The sequence below is a fragment of the Mammaliicoccus sp. B-M6 genome (assembly GCF_022386965.1).
Classification (GTDB): Bacteria; Bacillota; Bacilli; order Staphylococcales; family Staphylococcaceae; genus Mammaliicoccus; species Mammaliicoccus sciuri_A.
This window is the reverse complement of sequence record NZ_JAJNHJ010000003.1, coordinates 107,866-126,095: the sequence shown is the minus strand read 5'-3', so window position 1 is coordinate 126,095 and position 18,230 is coordinate 107,866. Positions and strand designations below refer to the sequence as shown.

The window sequence follows — 18,230 nt, the reverse complement described above, 5'->3', positions numbered from 1 at the left end:
AATGATAGAGTACATAGATCCTTTTACTGGGGAAGAAACTCGAAAGAAGAAAAAATAAAACAACCCTTTTAAGGGTTGCTGGGAAAGTAGTTCATTTGGCTGATCTTCTCAGTGCCCTTTTAGGGCTGGTCAGTAATAGAGGCTTATAGCCGCAGAACAAACCACCCGTTAAACGGGTGGTTTTGATTTATCCTATAAAGCTTTGTATAGCATCTATTAAACTGTAGACACCTAAAAATGATACGACGAGTACGACAAATAGTCCGATGATGTTAAGGACGATGCCATTTGCAAATTTACCCATCATATTCTTCTTATTTAATATTACAAAGATTAATATTGCGATGAGCGGTAAAATGATGCCATTTAATGCTTGTGCAATGAGTAAGACTTCTAATGGTTCGAATCCGAGTGAAGAAGTGATGATACCTATGAAAATGACGATTGCGAACACGAGTCTATATTTTTTACTTTTTACGCCACCTTTCCAACGGAGACAACTACTGATTGTTGCTGCGGCACCCATTGGAGAGGCAATTGCTGAAGATAGACCAGCTGAGAATAAGCCAACACTCATGAAAATAGGTGCTAAGTCTCCTAAAATTGGTTTAAGTGGTTCGGATAATTCTACTAAGCTTGTGACTTCTTTCCCGTGGATGAGTGTACCTGCTGTAATTAGTATGGCAGCAGATATCAGTCCACCTAATCCTATTGCAACAATTGTATCGATTCTTACAATTCTTAAATCTTTTATACCATTAAATCGTTCATGTATAGAACTGGCATGGATAAAGAAATTATAAGGTACTACTGTTGTACCAATTAGTGCGATGATTGTTAATAATGAGCCGTTAGGTATGCTTGGTATGAAGGCACCTTTTAAGACAGCACCGAAATCTGGTTGAATGACGATGACTGTCGTTATAAAAATGACACCCATAATGAGCACGAGTACGGTCATAACTTTTTCTATTAAATCATAACTACCGCTTAACCCGATTAACAAAATAACTATACCAATGACAGGTGCAATATAATTTTCAGGAATGCCTAGTAAATAGGCAGCACCTAACGATGTCCCTAATAAATCCCCCGATATGTATGCTGCACAACCAACTGCGACAGCAATCATACTGAACCAAACTGTGATGAGTTTAAGTAATTGGTGATTAAAAATATCCCGTATAGCTTCTCCTAAACCTTCATTTGTAACAAGCGCCAATCGAGCAACCATTTCTTGAAGTGCAATCGTTGCGATGATTGAGAAGACTACTGCCCAGAGTAAGCTGTATCCAAATCCTGCACCACCTTGAGTCATGGTTGTAACGGTACCAGGACCAACAAATGATGCAGTAATAATCATTCCGGGACCAAAAATACTAAACTTACTTCTTTCTCTCTTTTCAGTCATATCTTGTCATCCCTTCGTTTGTAAGGCATTAAACTTTGTTTAAATACTTAATATGGCCGGCTAATACATAAAGTACAGCAGTTGATACAAAGTGAGCAGAGTTCTGATTCGCATCTTGCATTGGATAAACTTCAACAAAGTCCATACCAATAAGACCTAACTTTCCAAATTCGTATATCATTGTTAAAAGTTCATAACTTGTTAAACCATTACCATCAACAGGTCCACCTGGATTAAAAGCGAAATCAAGTACATCACTACAGATCGTTAAGTAAACGACATCTACATCTTTACTTGCTTGTGCATAAATATCACGCGCAAACTGACGTAAATCAGATGTTTCTTTAATTTCATTGATTGTGATAGTAACCGCACCATTTTCTTTAGCGAATTGTCCCGTTTCAGGCTGGTTACGAGGTCCATGAATACCAGTATGAATTAAGCTTTCGTTTCGAATGCCTTCTGTTTCATATAACCTCATGAAAGGTGTATTACGCGCAAATTGTTCATTTTCATAGTGAGGCATATTATCATAGTGCGCATCTAAATGAATAATGCCTACTTTTTTCCCGGTGTTCGTTAATCCTTTTAAAATTGGATAGGTGATACCGTGGTCGCCACCTAAGCCAACTAAAAATTTATTAGATTTCCATAAATCTTCAGCAAATGCTTCAATGTTCTGAACCGTTTGATCAACATCATGCGGTACAGTTGAAACATCACCTACATCGCCGATGGATAAATGCTTATGTACATCTATATGATCTAATTCAGGTAAATATCCGCTATATCTAGCAGAAGATAATCTAATTTGTTTCGGTCCTAATTCACACCCTGTATAATCTCCCCAAGTGCAAGGTCCTTCGAAAGGGACGCCATATACGAGAACGTCTGTGGAATAATCTTTTTCTTTTGTTAAGTTTTTACCACCTAAAAAGCAAGGTGTATTGCCATAAATTCGTTCTGTCATTGTAAAAGTTCTCCTTTCAATTATTTATTCACATTATATAAAAGTAATCATTCGTTTTCAAACTTTTCTGAATATTATTTTTGAAAAAGGGAATATTAATTTTAATATATTAATTAAATTTTACTTAAAATGATTGGAGGGATTTATAATCATGATATATAAATGTGTATGGATGATTACTGCTATATTGCTCTTAACAGGATGTAGTATCACAATAGGAGATCCTCAAAATCACAATCAAAAATCTTCGAAATCCAATAATAAACAACATAAAAATAAAAAAGAAACGCCAAAAATTAATGTTTTATCACAGGATTTTTCTGATCATTATATGAATGAAAACCATGTTACGGGATATAAAGGATTAATGAAGACAATGGACAAGACAGAAATAGAATCTAAATATGGAGATGAAGAAGAAGTACGTAATTTTTTAGGAAGAGAAGGGCATGTTTATGGGAACTTTATGGTTATGTATTATTTGAGTGAAGGTTATCCAGTTAAACAATTCAGTATCGTTCCTAGTAATCACGTTACGTACAAAGACTTTGTAGATTTTCATGGTGAACCAACACAAGATTTAAGAACGAGACAAGGACATTCATTTGTTGTTTATAACAAGACGAATCATAACGGCTACCAAGTTGTTGTATATACAAAAGGAAATAATGACGATGATAATATTCAATATATCATGCAATTTCCAGATGACTTTAAGTTTGAAAATTCAAGGGATAATCAACAAACAACCATTACGAGAGATAACGTATTTGATGCAGTAGAAGCGTTTGAAGGTATAGATAAAGATGGAACAGATCATATCATTTGGAAAGAACCTAAGAAGAAAGGTGACGTGTTTGGATTTTCATATTCAAGTAAAGATGGCAAACTACTAGGGTCATACAATGTTAGTGAAGATGGTTATGTTGAATCATTTAATGAAAATGGCAAAAAAATTAGAGCTGGTTATATTAATTTAAATCAGTAAAATTACATTCGTAGCGTTGACAATTTTAATGGAACCGATTACAATCAGAACATGTTAATATATTTTTTTGAATCTTTTTGGTACCGGTACCAAAAAGAACGGGATAAATAAGGAGTGAAATGAATGAATTATAAAAAGGAAGCTCAGAATATTACTGAAGCAATAGGTGGGAAAGATAACATTGAAGCTATTGCGCATTGTGCCACACGTTTAAGACTTGTATTAAAAGACGAGTCTCAAGTAAATGAAGACCAATTAAATGATATGGATGTTGTTAAGGGGACTTTCTCAACCGGTGGTCAATACCAAATTATTATAGGTTCTGGAACGGTAAACAAAGTCTTTGCGGAAATGGAATCTTTAACTGGATTAGAGGCATCTACAACATCAGAAGTAAAAGAAAAATCGACTAAGAAATTAAACCCGATTCAGCAATTTGTAAAAATGTTATCAGATATATTTGTTCCGATTATTCCTGCAATTGTAGCAGGTGGTTTATTAATGGGGATTAATAATATTTTGACAGCTAAAGATTTATTTTATGATAAAGCGTCATTTATTGATGTACATAGTCAATTTGCAAGTTTAGCTAATATGATTAATGTTTTCGCTAATGCACCATTCGTATTTCTACCAGTTCTAATAGGTTTTAGTGCAGCGAAGCGGTTTGGAGGAAACGCATTTCTTGGAGCTGCACTTGGTATGATACTTGTGCATCCTAGTTTAATGAATGGTTATGATTATCCTAAAGCTTTAGTAAAAGGCGACGAAATCCCAACGTGGGAAATTTTTGGACTTTCTATCAAAATGGTTGGTTATCAAGGACAAGTGTTACCTATATTAGTCGCATCTTACATACTTGCTAAATTAGAAATTGGATTTAGAAAAGTCATTCCTTCTACTTTAGATAATTTATTAACACCATTACTGTCATTATTCTTTACAGCATTTGTTACATTTTTAGTCGTTGGACCAGTTACACGAACTGCAGGAACTTTCTTATCTGACGGTTTAACTTGGTTATATGAAACAGGTGGTGCAATCGGTGGTTTATTATTTGGATTATTATATGCACCAATTGTTATTACTGGCATGCATCATAGCTTTATCGCTATTGAAACAACATTGATTGCAGACAAAGCAAATACAGGCGGATCATTTATATTCCCAATTGCAGCAATGTCTAACGTTGCACAAGGGGCAGCAACACTTGCAGCATTCTTTATTGTGAAGAATCATAAAATGAAAGGTACTGCTTCAGCAGCAGGTATTTCTGCATTGTTAGGTATTACAGAGCCAGCTATGTTTGGTATAAACTTAAAATTACGTTATCCATTTATCGGTGCGATTATAGGATCAGGTGTTGGTTCTTGTTATGTAGCTGCAACAAAAGTAAAAGCTATTGCACTCGGTACAGCGGGATTACCAGGATTTATTTCTATAGCTCCAGGTAGTTGGTTTAACTATATTATCGGTATGGCGATAGCAATTGTTGTCGCATTCGTTGTTACAATTGTATTATCTAGAAGAAAAGCATATAGAGATGTGCAATCATAATATTTGTTATGACCTCTCATTATTTCGTACAATAGAAGTAGTTATTAAATGGAGGTATTGAACATGAAATTAAATGAAATTGATGAAAACGAATTATATCCTACAGAAAAAGTTGGTCCAAGTGTATTAGGAACAATTATTTATAAAGTAGGCGAACAAAGCCAATTTAAAGGGGCATATATTACAACAAACGAACGTGTCATTATGAGCGTTGATATGAACGGTGAACCTTATAAAAGAGTATTTAGTTATCAAGATATCAAAGCCGTTACAATAGAAGATAAAGGTGTATTATTTATTGAATTCCCTCAAGGAAAAGTTGCAATGATAGATATTGAAGAAGGCGACAAAGAAGCATTCAAAGATTACGTTAACAATCTTGTTCAACAATAAATAACATCGTTAAAAACCTTTCAATGAAGACCATAACAGGTCTAAATTGAAAGGTTTTTTTAAATACAAATGATGAAATTGATTAACTGTTATTCAATCCAATAATATTGACTTCGTTAAAAATTTTATCAAGCTTTTCATAGTCTAAATCATTATTTGTGGACTTTGACCAATGTATAATACCAGCTAAATTAGAAGCGTAAATAAAAGGTAGTAAAGATTGAGGTAAATGCTCTGGTGTTGAAACCATATCGATATTATTTTTAAAATCTTTGCTGAATACCTCAATAAAGTACTTAGCAATTTCATCCATAAATGCAGTATCACTATTATCTTTTGGTTTTTCAAATACGTCACTTAACTCACTGATAAATGCCTTTTCCATCGATTGAAAAGGATGATGTAGACGGTCGTATAAATCTAATTCAAAGAAATCTTTCGTATATTCGCTTAATGCATATTGTAAGAGATCAAACTTATCCATAAAATGCTTGTAAAATGTTGTTCTATGTATAAGAGATGCATGACAAATTTCATTTACAGTAATCTCTGAGAAATTTTTCTCTTTAAGAATCGAGATTAAAGTTTCTGTGAGTGCTTTTTTAGTTTTAATCACACGTAAATCCGTTTGTTTAGTCAAAATTAATTCCACTCCTTTAATATACAGTGTATGCATAAAATTTATGAAATGCAAATAGGGAGGTTGTGAGGTATTGTTGATATGAGTTTTGTAGGCGAGCATGTTGTTATTAGCAGTTTTGGTGAGAAGTGCAAATAACGAGTGTGTTAGTAACACTTCGGCCGAGTTTTGTAATTAAGACTGTCCATAGTAACAAATCTCAGTAGTTTTGTAACTAACAACTCCGTTATGAACAAGTTTGTGCAGAAGTGTTCACAAGACCAACATATATAATAGAAGAGACTAGGTCAGTATGACCTAGTCTCTGCTTTATTATTTAGTTAACATATCTTTGAAGTATTTAGATTGTTTTTCGATTGAAATTGGATCTGAATACATAAATTCATTTCTTGGATAGTAGTACACTTGATCTTCTTTAACTGCTGGTGTGTTTTTCCAAATGCTACCTTTAGTTAATGAAGAACTTGGTGCTTTTCCATTTTCAGTAGGGATTAATAAATAATCACCAGTGTATTTATTAAAGTTTTCGAATGAAGTTGTTAACCAACCTTCTTTAGGAATGTCTTTTTGTGCTGCTTCTGGATGTTTGAATCCAAATCCTTGATAAATGACTTCTGAACCTCTACCAAAGTTCTTACCGATTAATGTAAGTTCTTTAGGTCCAACTTCCATGATAGAAACTGTGCTGTCTTTACCAATTTTGTCTTGAACTTCTTTCCCGTCTTTAGCCATGATATCTTCTAATTCTTTAACTTGTTCTTTAGCTTGATCTTCTTTACCTAATAATTTCCCGATTTCAATGTGTACTTCTTTAAAAGTACGTTTACTGTGGTCGAATGGTACAGTAGGTGCTATTTTTTCATATTTTTTAATTTGTGGATTAGCATTATAAGTAATGATTAAATCTGGTTTAAGTTTTGTAACAGCTTCAACATCTTCAGAACCAACACGTTTCCCGTCTTTATCGTCAACATACTTTGATTTAGGGAAATCAGCATCTGTTCCAACTGGATCAACACCAAGTTTTTGGAAGTTACCTTGGTTAGTTGTTAATACCACAACACGTTTCGGATTGTTAGGAATTTCAACTGTTTTTCCTTCATCTGTTTTATATTTGTGAGTTTTACTTTTAGATGAGTCATCATCTTTGTTGCCACAAGCTGCTAATACAAGTAACAATGTAGCGAGGAATACAAGTAATTTTTTTGTCATTTTTTCTCTCTCCTAATTGATAATTACTTTCAATTATATCATGTTAATTTGTTAAATAGTATCCATTTTTTTATTTTAAATTTGTTTATAAATTGTTAATAATGGATAATAAACTGTAACGATGGAGGTGATGTCTCGTGCATGAAATTAGAATAGAATGTCCCAAAATATTCGACTATGAAAAATGCTTAGATTATTTAAAAAGAGATGAGAATGAAGTGTTATTTGAAGTTGAAGATCATAAAATTTATCGTGCGATAAATTTAGATGGCGAGCGACTGTTGATGTGTATTTATTATCATCGCCATTACTTAATTGTTGAGATTTTAAATGATGTTTCTGTAAATCCTACACTTACTGAAAAAATAATTGCATATATAGAAGAATGGTTCGATTTCTCAGCAGATTTATCATCGTTTTACCAATATGGTAGAAAAAATGAAATATTAAAACCATTAATCCAGGAATTATATGGTTTAAGATTGATTAGAATTCCTAATTTATTTGAAGCTATTTCCTGGGGCATAATTGGACAGCAAATTAATTTAACATTTGCATACCAACTTAAAAAGAGACTTGTTCAAACTTATGGAGAGAAAATTACGTATAATCATAAAGCTTATTACATCCATCCTACAACTGAAGTGATTGCAAATGTTTCTGTACAAGAGTTGATGGATTTGAAATTTTCAAGAAGAAAAGCAGAATATTTAATAGATATTGCGAAAAGAATGCATTCTCAAATGTTATCTAAAGACATGTTGTTGGATATTGAAGATACAAATGATATTGAGCGTACACTTATTAAAATTAGAGGGATTGGTCCATGGACAGCACATTATGTTATGATGCGTGCGTTAGGTGTTCAGGATGCTTTTCCAATCGGGGATGTTGGGCTACAAAACGCATTGAAAGACATCTTGAATTTAGATAAGAAACCATCTAAAGAACAAATGTTAAGTTTGAATGAAGGTTGGCATGAGTGGAGTTCTTATGCAACGTTTTATATATGGCGAGCACCACATATTCAAAATTAAAGAGTTGGATTGAAATCTCTACGATAAATAGGGTATTTCATCCAACTCTTAATTTTTAGTCTAAAGTTTGTTCTTCACCATTAAAGATAAGTTTTGGTTCAATTGTTGCTTTTAAAGAATGTGCAACCGTACAATATTTTTCAACACTCAGTTTTATGGAACGCTTTAATTTTTTTAAATCCACTTCACCTTCAACATCAAAGATTAATGTGACATGTTTCACTGCACGAGATGTTGTATCTTCTCTTTCATCATCTACAGTAATTTCTAATTTGGTAACTTGTGCTAAACGTTCTTTCATTAAATTAGTAACATCAATTCCAGTACATCCAGCTAAACCGCTTAGCAAAAGTTCAACAGGAGATGGACCGTTGTCATCTCCACCTGATTCTGTTGGTGCATCAGAGATGATGTCATGGCCAAATTTGGATTGTGCTTTAAAAGTTTTCTTACCTTGCCAAGTAGACTTAATCATTAAGCTCTCCTCCTCTTTTTTTAAATTGTATCAACTTCAAATAATATAGACTAGTAAATCGTCTTTCCCATAATCATTCATTAAAATAAAAAAATTTGTTTTATGTCTTTTTGTTCATATTCAGTTCATATTGCCTCGTTATGATATGTATATACATTAAAGAGAGAGGAACGGATAGACATGAAACTAGCACACAAAGAGCTTACTTATTACAAATTTAAATATCTACTCGTAACATTAATTTTATTCTTATTAGCATTTTTAGTGTTATTTATATCAGCTTTAGCACAAGGGTTAGCTAAAGAGAACGTATCGGGAATTGAACAATGGAATAAAAGTACTTACGTAATTGCCAGTGATGCTGACAATAACTTGAGTCAGTCTAATATTACGACGAAAACTGATGACGCTGTTAATACAATTGCTAAAGGCGACACAATCAAAACAGCAATGCAAAAAATTGATACTAAAAGTGGGAAAACAGATTTAATGTTTACACAAATGACAAATAACATTAAACCGAAACCAACAGAAGGACATTTACCTCAAAATAAAAACGAAGTGTTATTGAATGAAAAATTAAAAGCAGAAGGTTTTAAAGTAGGGGACGAAATTAAATTATCAGAAGGCGATCAATCATATAGAATCTCAGGATTCGCAGATAATATCATGTTCTCACATACATCTATGGCATATGTAAATGAAAATGGCATGGATGCGTTGAAAGGTCATCATATTTCAGTCATTGCATATGACAACTTGAATGATCATCAAAAAAATGAAATCAACGACGTAGACAATGTTAAAGTCATTTCACAAGATGACATGTTAAATGCCATTCCAAGTTATAACGCAGAACAACAACCATTGAACTTGATGATTGTATTCTTATTCGTTATTTCAGCGATTGTTATTACGGCATTCTTCTATGTTATGACAATTCAAAAAACAAGCCAATTTGGTATTTTAAAAGCAATCGGTACAAAAAACATATCACTTATCGCATCATTAATGCTGCAAATTCTGATGATTACATTAGCGGGCGTGGTCTTATCCATTGCCGTTATATTTATCATCAACAGTGTGATGCCAGTTTCAATGCCATTCTATATTGACGTAAACTTAATGATGTTAATGGTAGCCGTATTCATCGTTGTTTCATTAATCGGCGCCGTATTATCACTGATTAAAGTGACAAAAATCGAACCACTTGAAGCTATAGGAGGCGAATAATAATGGGATTAGTTGTTGAACATGTTACAAAATCATTCGGAGAAAATGAAGCAAAAACACAAGTATTAAATGACATTACATTTACAGCAGAAAAAGGACAGCTTGTTATTTTGAATGGCGCTTCTGGTTCAGGGAAATCTACATTACTTTCTATTATTGGTGGATTACTTGGCAAAAGCTCAGGAGAAATAACTTTAGACGATTTAGATTATGTAGACTTATCAGATAAAAAATTAACAGATATGAGATTGAATCAAATAGGATTTATCTTTCAATCATCACACTTAATACCATATTTAAATGTTACAGATCAACTTGTTTATGTTGGTGAAATGGCTGGTATGCGTAAAAAAGATGCTAAAGAAAGAGCAGAAAAATTATTAAAACAAATTGGTTTATCTCATCGACTTAAATCATATCCAAATGAATTGTCAGGCGGGGAGAAACAACGTGTTGCAATTATGAGAGCTTGGATGAATCATCCAAAAATGATTTTGGCAGATGAGCCTACTGCAAGTTTAGATTCAAAACGTGCAATAGAAGTAGCAAAAATGATTAAAAATAGTGTGAAAGAAAATAATTCAATTGGTATTATGATTACACATGATGAAAGAATATTTGAATTTGCAGATAAAGTGATTAAATTAAGTGACGGAAGAATTGAGGAACAAGTATCATAATTAAATTAAGCGGCTGGAGATTGTTAATCATCTCACAGTCGCTTTTTGTATGATTATTTTTTAATAAATCCTTTTAAATTTAATTTTTCTAGAATATCTGGTCTTGTTTTTTTGCTCATCATATTCTTAATTTGTTCTGACCAAGATTCTGAGCGCTTGCCTTGGGTACGTTTTTCATAATATTCTTGTATGTCTTTGTCATATTGTTTAATTTGATTGAGTTGTTGTTCTTTGTCGGCATTATATTGATTTTCATGGAAGACATGTTCAAATGGTAAACGTTGCTTAGGTGAACCTTGATCGTCATCACTTGGTACACCGACAGCCATACCGAATAGTGGGAAGACATGCTCAGGTAAGTTTAATATCTCACTTACTCGACCAACATCGTTACGTAATGATCCTAAATAAACAATGCCTAGCCCCATATCTTCAGCAGTTAAAGCTACATTCTGTGCAGCAAGTGCAACATCTATCGTACCAACTAGCAAGCCTTCAGCTGACTCAAAACTAGGTTGCATATTACCTTGTGTTTCTTGGTTAATTAAACTATGACGGTAATAATCTATCACATACACAAATAAATAACCGTTATCGACAACATGTTGTTGCCCTGATACTTCTTTTAATGCTTGTTTAATTTCTGGGTCTGTAATACCAATAATAGAATAAGCTTGAACGTAACTTGAAGTTGAAGCCATTTGTCCTACTTTTACTAATTTTTCTACAGTTTCTTTAGAAAGAGGTTCATCTTTAAACTGTCTAACAGATCGGTGCTGTTGAGTTAAGTCAAATACACTTTGATTCATTGTGTTCAGTGCTCCTTTATAATACTTATGATATATAAATGTTATCAAAAATATTAAAAATATTCATATAAGGTGCTTTAAATAAAAAATAAGCATTTAGGATGTTATATGATATCCTAAACGCTTATTAAGTGAAACTTATTTGATTTTATTTAACGCTTGTTCTAAATCCTTAATAATGTCTTCACTAGATTCTGTACCAACTGATAAGCGTACTAAGTCTTTTGTAACACCTGATGCTAGTTGTTCTTCGTATGTTAATTGTTGGTGTGTTGTACTTGCTGGATGTATGATAAGTGATTTAGAGTCACCAACGTTTGCTAATAATGAAAATAAATTCAGTGCTTCAACAAATTCGGGAATAGCTTCTGAATTACCTTTAACACCAAATGTTAAGATAGCACCTTGGCCATTAGGTAAATATTTAGTTGCGAGTTCGTGATATTGATTAGATTTAAGACCAGGATAATTAACCCAGCTTACTTTTTCATGATTTTCTAGAAACTCTGCAACTTTTTGAGCATTTTCAGAATGACGTTCTGTTCTTAAATGTAAAGTTTCAAGTCCGATTAGGAATTGTTGTGCATTAAATGGAGAAAGTGCTGGTCCAATGTCTCGCAATAATTGTACACGTGCTTTCGTAATGTATGCAGCTGCACCAACATCATTGACATAAGATACACCATGATAACTTGGATCAGGTTCAACTAATCCAGGGAATTTGCCATTATCCCAGTTGAATTTACCACTATCTACAATCACACCACCAATTGATGTACCATGACCACCAATAAATTTAGTCGCAGAATGGACAACGATGTCAGCACCAAATTTAATTGGTTGTAGTAGGTGAGGTGTAGCAAATGTATTATCGACGATTAATGGAATACCATTATCGTGTGCAACTTTAGCAACAGCTTCAATATCTAATACATCGATACGTGGGTTACCAATTGTTTCAGCGAAAATAAGTTTCGTATTTTCATTGATTGCTGCTTCAAAATTTGCTGGATCATCTGGGTCTACAAAGTGCACTTTAATGCCGAATTTCTTTAAAGTTACAGCAAATAAATTATATGTACCACCATATAGGTTAGTAGATGCGACTACTTCAGAGCCACTTTCTGCAATATTTAATATACTCAATGTAATGGCTGCTTGACCGCTACCAACACTTAATGCTGCTATTCCGCCTTCTAATAAAGCGATACGTTTCTCGAATACATCATTTGTTGGGTTCATGATTCGAGAATATATGTTACCTTCTTCAGCTAAAGCGAATAAGTTCTTCGCATGTTCAGTAGATTTAAACGTATATGAAGTTGTTTGATGAATAGGTACAGCTGTAGAACCTGTTACAGGATCAGGTACTTGACCACCGTGAATTGCTAATGTCTCTTTATTCCAATTTTCTTGTGTCATTAATAAATACCTCCTTAAGTTATATATATGTCATTATAGTCAGACAATTTTAAAAATTCAATTAAATCCGAGTTAAAAGATAAGAAAATTTCATAAAGCCTTTAAAAAAGCATTTTTTTATTTAAAGCCGACTTTACTTATAAGAATAGTTATGATAAATTCAAAATATTATTACGCTCGGGAGTGGATGACTTGCTTAAAGTTGAAGGATTGTATCATAAATTTGGTACACAAGAAATTTTGAAAAATATAAATTTTGAACAAGAAAAAGGAACCGTCACAACAATTATTGGACCAAGTGGATCGGGGAAGACGACGCTACTAAGAAGTTTAAATATGCTTGAAACACCATATAAAGGATTAATCGAACTCGGGAATTGTAAGTTCGATGTAGAAAATTATCAAAAGCAGGATGTTACGCGCTTAAGAAGTCAATCTGCAATGGTCTTTCAACACTATAATTTGTTTAAAAACCGTACAATTTTAGAAAACATTACAGAAGGTTTGATATACGGACAAGGAATGAAGAAGAAAGATGCTAAAGAGAAAGCTATGAAATATCTTAAGAAAGTATCTTTAGATGATAAAGCAGATGTTTATCCTGTTCAATTATCAGGTGGACAACAGCAACGAGTTGGTATCGTGAGAGCACTCAGTATCGAACCTGAAGTATTGTTATTAGATGAACCAACTTCAGCACTTGATCCGGAATCTGTACAAGGTGTGTTAAATATTATTCAAGAAATCGCAAGCGAAGGTAGAACGATGGTTATTGTAACGCATGAAATTCAATTTGCGAAAGAAGTATCTGATCAAGTTGTGTTTATGGATAAAGGTGAAATTATTGAAAGCGGAACACCAGAAGCCGTTATAGATAATCCAGCGTCTGAACGTACGAGAAGATTCTTAAGTCGTTTAACACCAGTCGGATTGTAGGAGGTAAAGAATGAAGTATATTAAATTATTGATTTTGATGATGCTCATCATTTCTTTATCTGGTTGCGGCACAATCACGAAAGAAAATAACGGTAAAAAAGTAGTTAAAGTAGCTTTATCTGCAGAAGTTAATCCGCCTTATTTATATACAGATAGTGATAATAAACCAGTCGGATACGATATGGATTATATGAAAGAACTTGAAAAGAAACTACCACAGTATGATTTCCAATATGAATTTGGAGAAGAAGAATCTAACGTTGTTGGTATTGGTGTTGGTAAATTTGATATGGGTATTAATTGGTTCTTCAAAACGCCTGAAAGAGAGCAGAAATTCTTATATCAAAAAGAACCCTATGTTTATTCTTTAACAACGCTTATTGTACATAACGATACAAATGATATTGAAACTTTAGATGACTTACAACATAAAAGACTGACGCCTATGTCACCAAGTGGCGGATTATATTCAATCTTAACAGGTTACAACAAGACACATAATAATCAAATCGACATTGATGAAATTCATAAAGTTTCAAATGGTGAGAATTTCAAAATGATTGAATCTAAAAGAAGAGATGCCATGTTCTTAAACTTAACAACTTACCAAGCAATTCAAAAAGAACTCAATGCTGATGTAAAAGTTGGTGGCGTTGTTTCAAAAGAATCTGTTCATATTTTATATAATAAGAAAAATACGCAATTACAAAAAGATATAGACAAAGCTACTAAAGAGTTAAAAGAAGGCGGTACGCTAGAGGAATTATCTAAAAAATGGTTTGGATTTAATATATTTGATGATAAAGAGTCATTAAATGATATTAAAGACCGCTTATAAGGAGGAGACATATGGGAACAACTACTTGGCCAGATTTGTTTGTGCAAATACTGGATAAACTACCAATTACATTGTTAATAACCGTTCTTTCTCTTTTATTTGCGATGATATTGGGGCTAGTATTAGCAGTTATTAGAATCAAAAAAGTACCTGCACTATCCCAAATCGTAAAATTATATGTATCCTTTGTTAGAAGTACGCCACTTATATTACAACTATTTTTAGTATATTTTGCGTTACCGATCATATTGCAGTGGGTGTACATTGATATTAATCATTTTAGTAGACTTTTCTTTGTTATTTTGACATTCACGCTGCATACTGGTTCATATTTATCAGAAGTGATGAGAGCTGGATATAACTCAGTTGATAAAGGACAAATTGAAGCAGGGAAAACAGTCGGTCTTAATGATCGTACAATTTTATTAAGAATTATTATTCCACAAGGTTTTAGAAATAGTTTACCAAACACCGGTAATCAAGTTATAGAACTGATTAAAGACACATCATTAGCGTTTACAATCGGTTTAATCGATATGATGGGACAAGTAAATTTAATTATCGGTAATAACTACGGACTAGGCATGTTTCCAGTATATTTCGCGATTTGTATCATTTACTGGGTTATCTGTATCATAGTCGAATTTATCGTGATGCTTTTAGAAAAGAAATACAATATTCCATATCAAACTGAACAAATGAGGTGAGCAATTTGACGATAGATTTTCCTTTTATGTACGAACATGTTGGAGATATTTTAAAAGGTGTACCAACAACGTTATTAATAGCAGTTGTCAGTATGGTAATTGGTTTAGTGATTGGTACTGCTTTTGCATTAATAAGACAAGCTAAGTATCCAGTTATTAACCAACTTATTGTCATATTTGTTTCGTTCTTCAGATCGACACCACTCATCGTTCAGTTGTTTGCTTTTTATTATGGGACGCCTGTAGTCATAGAGTGGTTAAACAAAATGTGGCATTTGAACATTAATCCTGATGGTATAAATCCTATAGCAATCGTATTATTTGTATTTACATTACATTCAGCTGCGTATTTAACAGAAGTGATGCGTGGTGGTTTACGAAGTGTTGATGATAAACAAATAGAAGCGGCACTCACAGTTGGACTTAGAAAGCGACATATACTTATGAGAATTGTGATACCTCAAGCTTTAGGTTATGCAATTCCGAACTTAGGTAATCAATTTATTGCTTTAATTAAAGGGACAGCAATCGCGTTTGTCGTACAAGTAACAGAAATACTTGCAATCAGCCAAATTATTGCTAACGATGGTTATCGTTTTGTTGAAGTATATATTATAGCTAGTGCAATATATTGGATTTTGGCTATCTTTTTCGAATGGATTTTTGGCAAGATGGAAAACAGAGTTGGAAAGTATTTATATCAAACTTAAAGCGCAAGGTCATAGATTATCATTTCCTAGGAAATTTTAACTATGACCTTGTTTTTTTTATAACTTTACAGCGTATAAGTGTATACTAATAGATAAATAAATATCGGGGGTGCACCATGATTGAAATCCGACCAGTAGAAATGAAAGACGCAAGTGAATTATTAGATATAGATGTAAGAAATAGAGCACTATTTGAATCATATTCAGCAGCAGACAGAAAAGATTCAGACTACCAACTCTATAATTACAGAAAAATTATAGACAAACATTTACAAGAGATGACAGAAGATAAAGGCTATCACTATGTCATTGTACATAAAGAAGATAATAAAGTAATCGGAACGATAGATTTATTTGCAGTCGTCAGACACAATATTCAGAGCTGTATGATGGGTTATGCATTAGACGCAGAATATAACGGAAAAGGTATTACAACATTGGCAGCAAAAGAAGTCATTCGTATCGCATTTAATGAATTAGGATTCCATAGAGTTGAAGCAGGCGTACAACCAACAAATATAGGTTCAGTTAGAGTATTAGAAAAAGCAGGCATGATACGCGAAGGACTAAACAGATCTAACGTAAGAATCAATGGCGAATGGAAAGACCATTACCTATATGCCATCGTAAATGAAAACTATTAAAGACAGGTGAGTAGCATGGTGGTAGTAGGGTTGGGTGTTTATATATGTTTGTTATTATTGGCTAATTACTTAATTAAAAATGAAAAATTCTATATTATTCATACGATGTTTACAATAATCTTTATCTGTTTTAGCCAAATTCCTTTAATTTATTATGCAAAACTTGATGGGGACTTAAATGGCATTGTATTGGTATTTGGATTGATATTTACAATACTGATGAGTGTATCGATGTTCCTTCAAGTGATTTGTGATTTATTAGCTTATACGAATTTGTTTAAAACAAAAACCATAGATAAAATGTTCAAAATTGTATCTGATCCATTAGAGGTAGCTGGTAATGTAATCAAATCAGTTTGGTTATTACTATTAGGCATACATTTAATTCAAAATAATGACTATGGGATAGGATTATTTGTTCTAATATGGGGCATAACGATTGTCTATTATATTGGCATCCTTATAAATTATGTAACAAGTCACAAGAAAGGTATTAGACCTAATGTGATTTTTATAAATATTGAAACACTATTGATATTTTTAATTTTATATATAGGAACTTTTGTTATATGAGGTGACTTTCTGGACCGATAAAAATAAATACCGGTCCAGAAGTAGGATATGTGGACCGATAAATAAAATTATCGACCCGAAAATGAGATTACCAGGCCGATAAAATAAATTATCGGCCTAGTAATTTCCTTATACCACATAAAATGAAACAAGCGGAACCATAATCAACGATGGTTCCGCTTGTTCTGCTCCATTGTCCTGTTCCGCTTGTCCTTTTACCTTGAATCGGGTTGGTCTATTTTTCTGTGGTGATCTATATATAAACCAAGTGGTGTTAGTATGAATGAAAGTATGATATATGCCCAATTCGATGTATATATTTTAGGTCCTAATTGTAAATAGACGCCTGGTAAATAAAAGGCTAGTATCGTCACTACTAATGTCCCGAATATCAATATATTAGTAATCATGGTTGTCCAATTGGATTCGCTATATATTCGTATTTGAACGACTTTAAATATCATCCATATAAATATGAAAATCATCGTAAATCCTGTTACAAAGGTGATGAGGAATGTGTATAGATATGTGAATTCAACTTGTGTGAAGAATCCTGTGAATCCTCTTATGAATGAAAATACACCTAACAAAATAAGGATATGTAAGCCGATAAATTTAAATATATTCTGGAATGTTCTATTTGGCATATTTCTAATCATCGTGTCGGCATGTTTTTTTGGATCGTGATCAAAAAATTCCATGGCATGCATGCCGTCTTTTTCGGCGCTTAATAAATGATTAAGTATGTTGAGCAACATTTTCTCTGAGTCATATTCATTAATGCTCAAATTTGCACGTACGTATGTTATATAATTTTCGTAAACTTCTCTATCGTGACTATTGAGTCTTAATCGTTTTACGTTGTTTTCTATTATAAGGTCGCGTGTTGATTTTTTCATCAGCGTTTTCCTTTCTGTTATCAATAATTTTATTCTAACAAGTATTTTCTAATAAAACATTACAAATTTGAGGTTTATACTTTTTACAGATGATTC

At 32.9% G+C, this 18,230-nt stretch carries 20 protein-coding genes; 12 read left to right on the top strand and 8 right to left on the bottom strand.

Features of this window, described 5'->3' with window-relative positions; genetic code table 11:
• Positions 1-187: 187 nt before the first annotated feature.
• Positions 188-1,411, bottom strand: a complete 1,224-nt coding sequence (locus LQ693_RS02115; protein ID WP_107565331.1) for an Nramp family divalent metal transporter — start codon at positions 1,409-1,411, stop codon at positions 188-190.
• Between the two features lie 28 nt (positions 1,412-1,439).
• A complete protein-coding gene (locus tag LQ693_RS02110) occupies positions 1,440-2,381 on the bottom strand; it encodes an agmatinase family protein (protein ID WP_025905703.1) in 942 nt (313 codons plus the stop codon).
• A 151-nt stretch (positions 2,382-2,532) separates the two neighbouring features.
• On the opposite strand from LQ693_RS02110, the gene LQ693_RS02105 reads away from it, so the two are divergent.
• The 3 genes from LQ693_RS02105 (at position 2,533) to LQ693_RS02095 (ending at position 5,319) form a co-directional block, all read left to right on the top strand.
• Complete coding sequence (locus LQ693_RS02105; protein WP_119493783.1) at positions 2,533-3,369, top strand: hypothetical protein; 837 nt, start codon at positions 2,533-2,535, stop codon at positions 3,367-3,369.
• Between the two features lie 123 nt (positions 3,370-3,492).
• The gene (locus tag LQ693_RS02100) at positions 3,493-4,926 is read left to right on the top strand and encodes a sucrose-specific PTS transporter subunit IIBC (protein ID WP_025905707.1); all 1,434 of its coding nucleotides are present in this window, start codon (positions 3,493-3,495) and stop codon (positions 4,924-4,926) included.
• 63 nt (positions 4,927-4,989) lie between these two features.
• Complete coding sequence (locus LQ693_RS02095) at positions 4,990-5,319, top strand: hypothetical protein (protein ID WP_048541837.1); 330 nt, start codon at positions 4,990-4,992, stop codon at positions 5,317-5,319.
• Positions 5,320-5,401: 82 nt separating this feature from the next.
• Here LQ693_RS02095 and LQ693_RS02090 read toward each other — a convergent pair whose 3' ends face one another.
• A complete protein-coding gene (locus LQ693_RS02090; protein ID WP_239703040.1) occupies positions 5,402-5,959 on the bottom strand; it encodes a TetR/AcrR family transcriptional regulator in 558 nt (185 codons plus the stop codon).
• Between the two features lie 312 nt (positions 5,960-6,271).
• Positions 6,272-7,171: an ABC transporter substrate-binding protein gene (locus LQ693_RS02085; protein ID WP_025904708.1), complete on the bottom strand. Its 900-nt coding sequence runs from the start codon at positions 7,169-7,171 to the stop codon at positions 6,272-6,274.
• 137 nt (positions 7,172-7,308) lie between these two features.
• Between LQ693_RS02085 and LQ693_RS02080 the strand changes: the two genes are divergently transcribed.
• Entirely contained in the window at positions 7,309-8,208 is a 900-nt protein-coding gene (locus tag LQ693_RS02080; RefSeq protein WP_107565334.1) for a DNA-3-methyladenine glycosylase family protein, read from the top strand.
• A gap of 55 nt (positions 8,209-8,263) precedes the next feature.
• Here the strand turns inward: LQ693_RS02080 and LQ693_RS02075 are convergent, their stop codons facing one another.
• Positions 8,264-8,683, bottom strand: a complete 420-nt coding sequence (locus LQ693_RS02075) for an OsmC family protein (protein ID WP_025904710.1) — start codon at positions 8,681-8,683, stop codon at positions 8,264-8,266.
• Positions 8,684-8,863: 180 nt separating this feature from the next.
• Here LQ693_RS02075 and LQ693_RS02070 point away from each other — a divergent pair, with 180 nt between their 5' ends.
• Together LQ693_RS02070 and LQ693_RS02065 are read left to right on the top strand one after the other, a co-directional pair.
• Entirely contained in the window at positions 8,864-9,916 is a 1,053-nt protein-coding gene (locus tag LQ693_RS02070) for an ABC transporter permease (RefSeq protein ID WP_119493784.1), read from the top strand.
• A gap of 2 nt (positions 9,917-9,918) precedes the next feature.
• Positions 9,919-10,596 (top strand): ABC transporter ATP-binding protein, encoded by a 678-nt coding sequence (locus LQ693_RS02065; RefSeq protein ID WP_107565335.1) that lies wholly within the window; start codon positions 9,919-9,921, stop codon positions 10,594-10,596.
• 53 nt (positions 10,597-10,649) lie between these two features.
• Here the strand turns inward: LQ693_RS02065 and nfsA are convergent, their stop codons facing one another.
• Positions 10,650-11,405: an oxygen-insensitive NADPH nitroreductase gene (gene nfsA / locus LQ693_RS02060; protein ID WP_239703041.1), complete on the bottom strand. Its 756-nt coding sequence runs from the start codon at positions 11,403-11,405 to the stop codon at positions 10,650-10,652.
• A gap of 138 nt (positions 11,406-11,543) precedes the next feature.
• The gene (locus tag LQ693_RS02055; RefSeq protein WP_107565336.1) at positions 11,544-12,827 is read right to left on the bottom strand and encodes a homocysteine synthase; all 1,284 of its coding nucleotides are present in this window, start codon (positions 12,825-12,827) and stop codon (positions 11,544-11,546) included.
• Positions 12,828-13,019: 192 nt separating this feature from the next.
• Between LQ693_RS02055 and LQ693_RS02050 the strand changes: the two genes are divergently transcribed.
• From LQ693_RS02050 to LQ693_RS02025, 6 genes are all read left to right on the top strand, one after another.
• The gene (locus tag LQ693_RS02050) at positions 13,020-13,763 is read left to right on the top strand and encodes an amino acid ABC transporter ATP-binding protein (RefSeq protein ID WP_103362168.1); all 744 of its coding nucleotides are present in this window, start codon (positions 13,020-13,022) and stop codon (positions 13,761-13,763) included.
• A 10-nt stretch (positions 13,764-13,773) separates the two neighbouring features.
• Complete coding sequence (locus tag LQ693_RS02045; protein ID WP_204259287.1) at positions 13,774-14,601, top strand: transporter substrate-binding domain-containing protein; 828 nt, start codon at positions 13,774-13,776, stop codon at positions 14,599-14,601.
• Positions 14,602-14,612: 11 nt separating this feature from the next.
• A complete protein-coding gene (locus LQ693_RS02040; RefSeq protein WP_107565338.1) occupies positions 14,613-15,308 on the top strand; it encodes an amino acid ABC transporter permease in 696 nt (231 codons plus the stop codon).
• A gap of 5 nt (positions 15,309-15,313) precedes the next feature.
• A complete protein-coding gene (locus tag LQ693_RS02035; protein WP_232339573.1) occupies positions 15,314-16,018 on the top strand; it encodes an amino acid ABC transporter permease in 705 nt (234 codons plus the stop codon).
• A 116-nt stretch (positions 16,019-16,134) separates the two neighbouring features.
• Complete coding sequence (locus LQ693_RS02030) at positions 16,135-16,662, top strand: GNAT family N-acetyltransferase (protein WP_107565339.1); 528 nt, start codon at positions 16,135-16,137, stop codon at positions 16,660-16,662.
• A 30-nt stretch (positions 16,663-16,692) separates the two neighbouring features.
• Entirely contained in the window at positions 16,693-17,235 is a 543-nt protein-coding gene (locus LQ693_RS02025; protein ID WP_142922362.1) for a hypothetical protein, read from the top strand.
• A gap of 215 nt (positions 17,236-17,450) precedes the next feature.
• On the opposite strand, the gene LQ693_RS02020 is transcribed toward LQ693_RS02025, so the two are convergent.
• On the bottom strand, positions 17,451-18,134 hold the full coding sequence (locus LQ693_RS02020; protein ID WP_037589281.1) for a DUF1129 family protein: 684 nt from the start codon (positions 18,132-18,134) through the stop codon (positions 17,451-17,453).
• Positions 18,135-18,230: the final 96 nt, after the last annotated feature.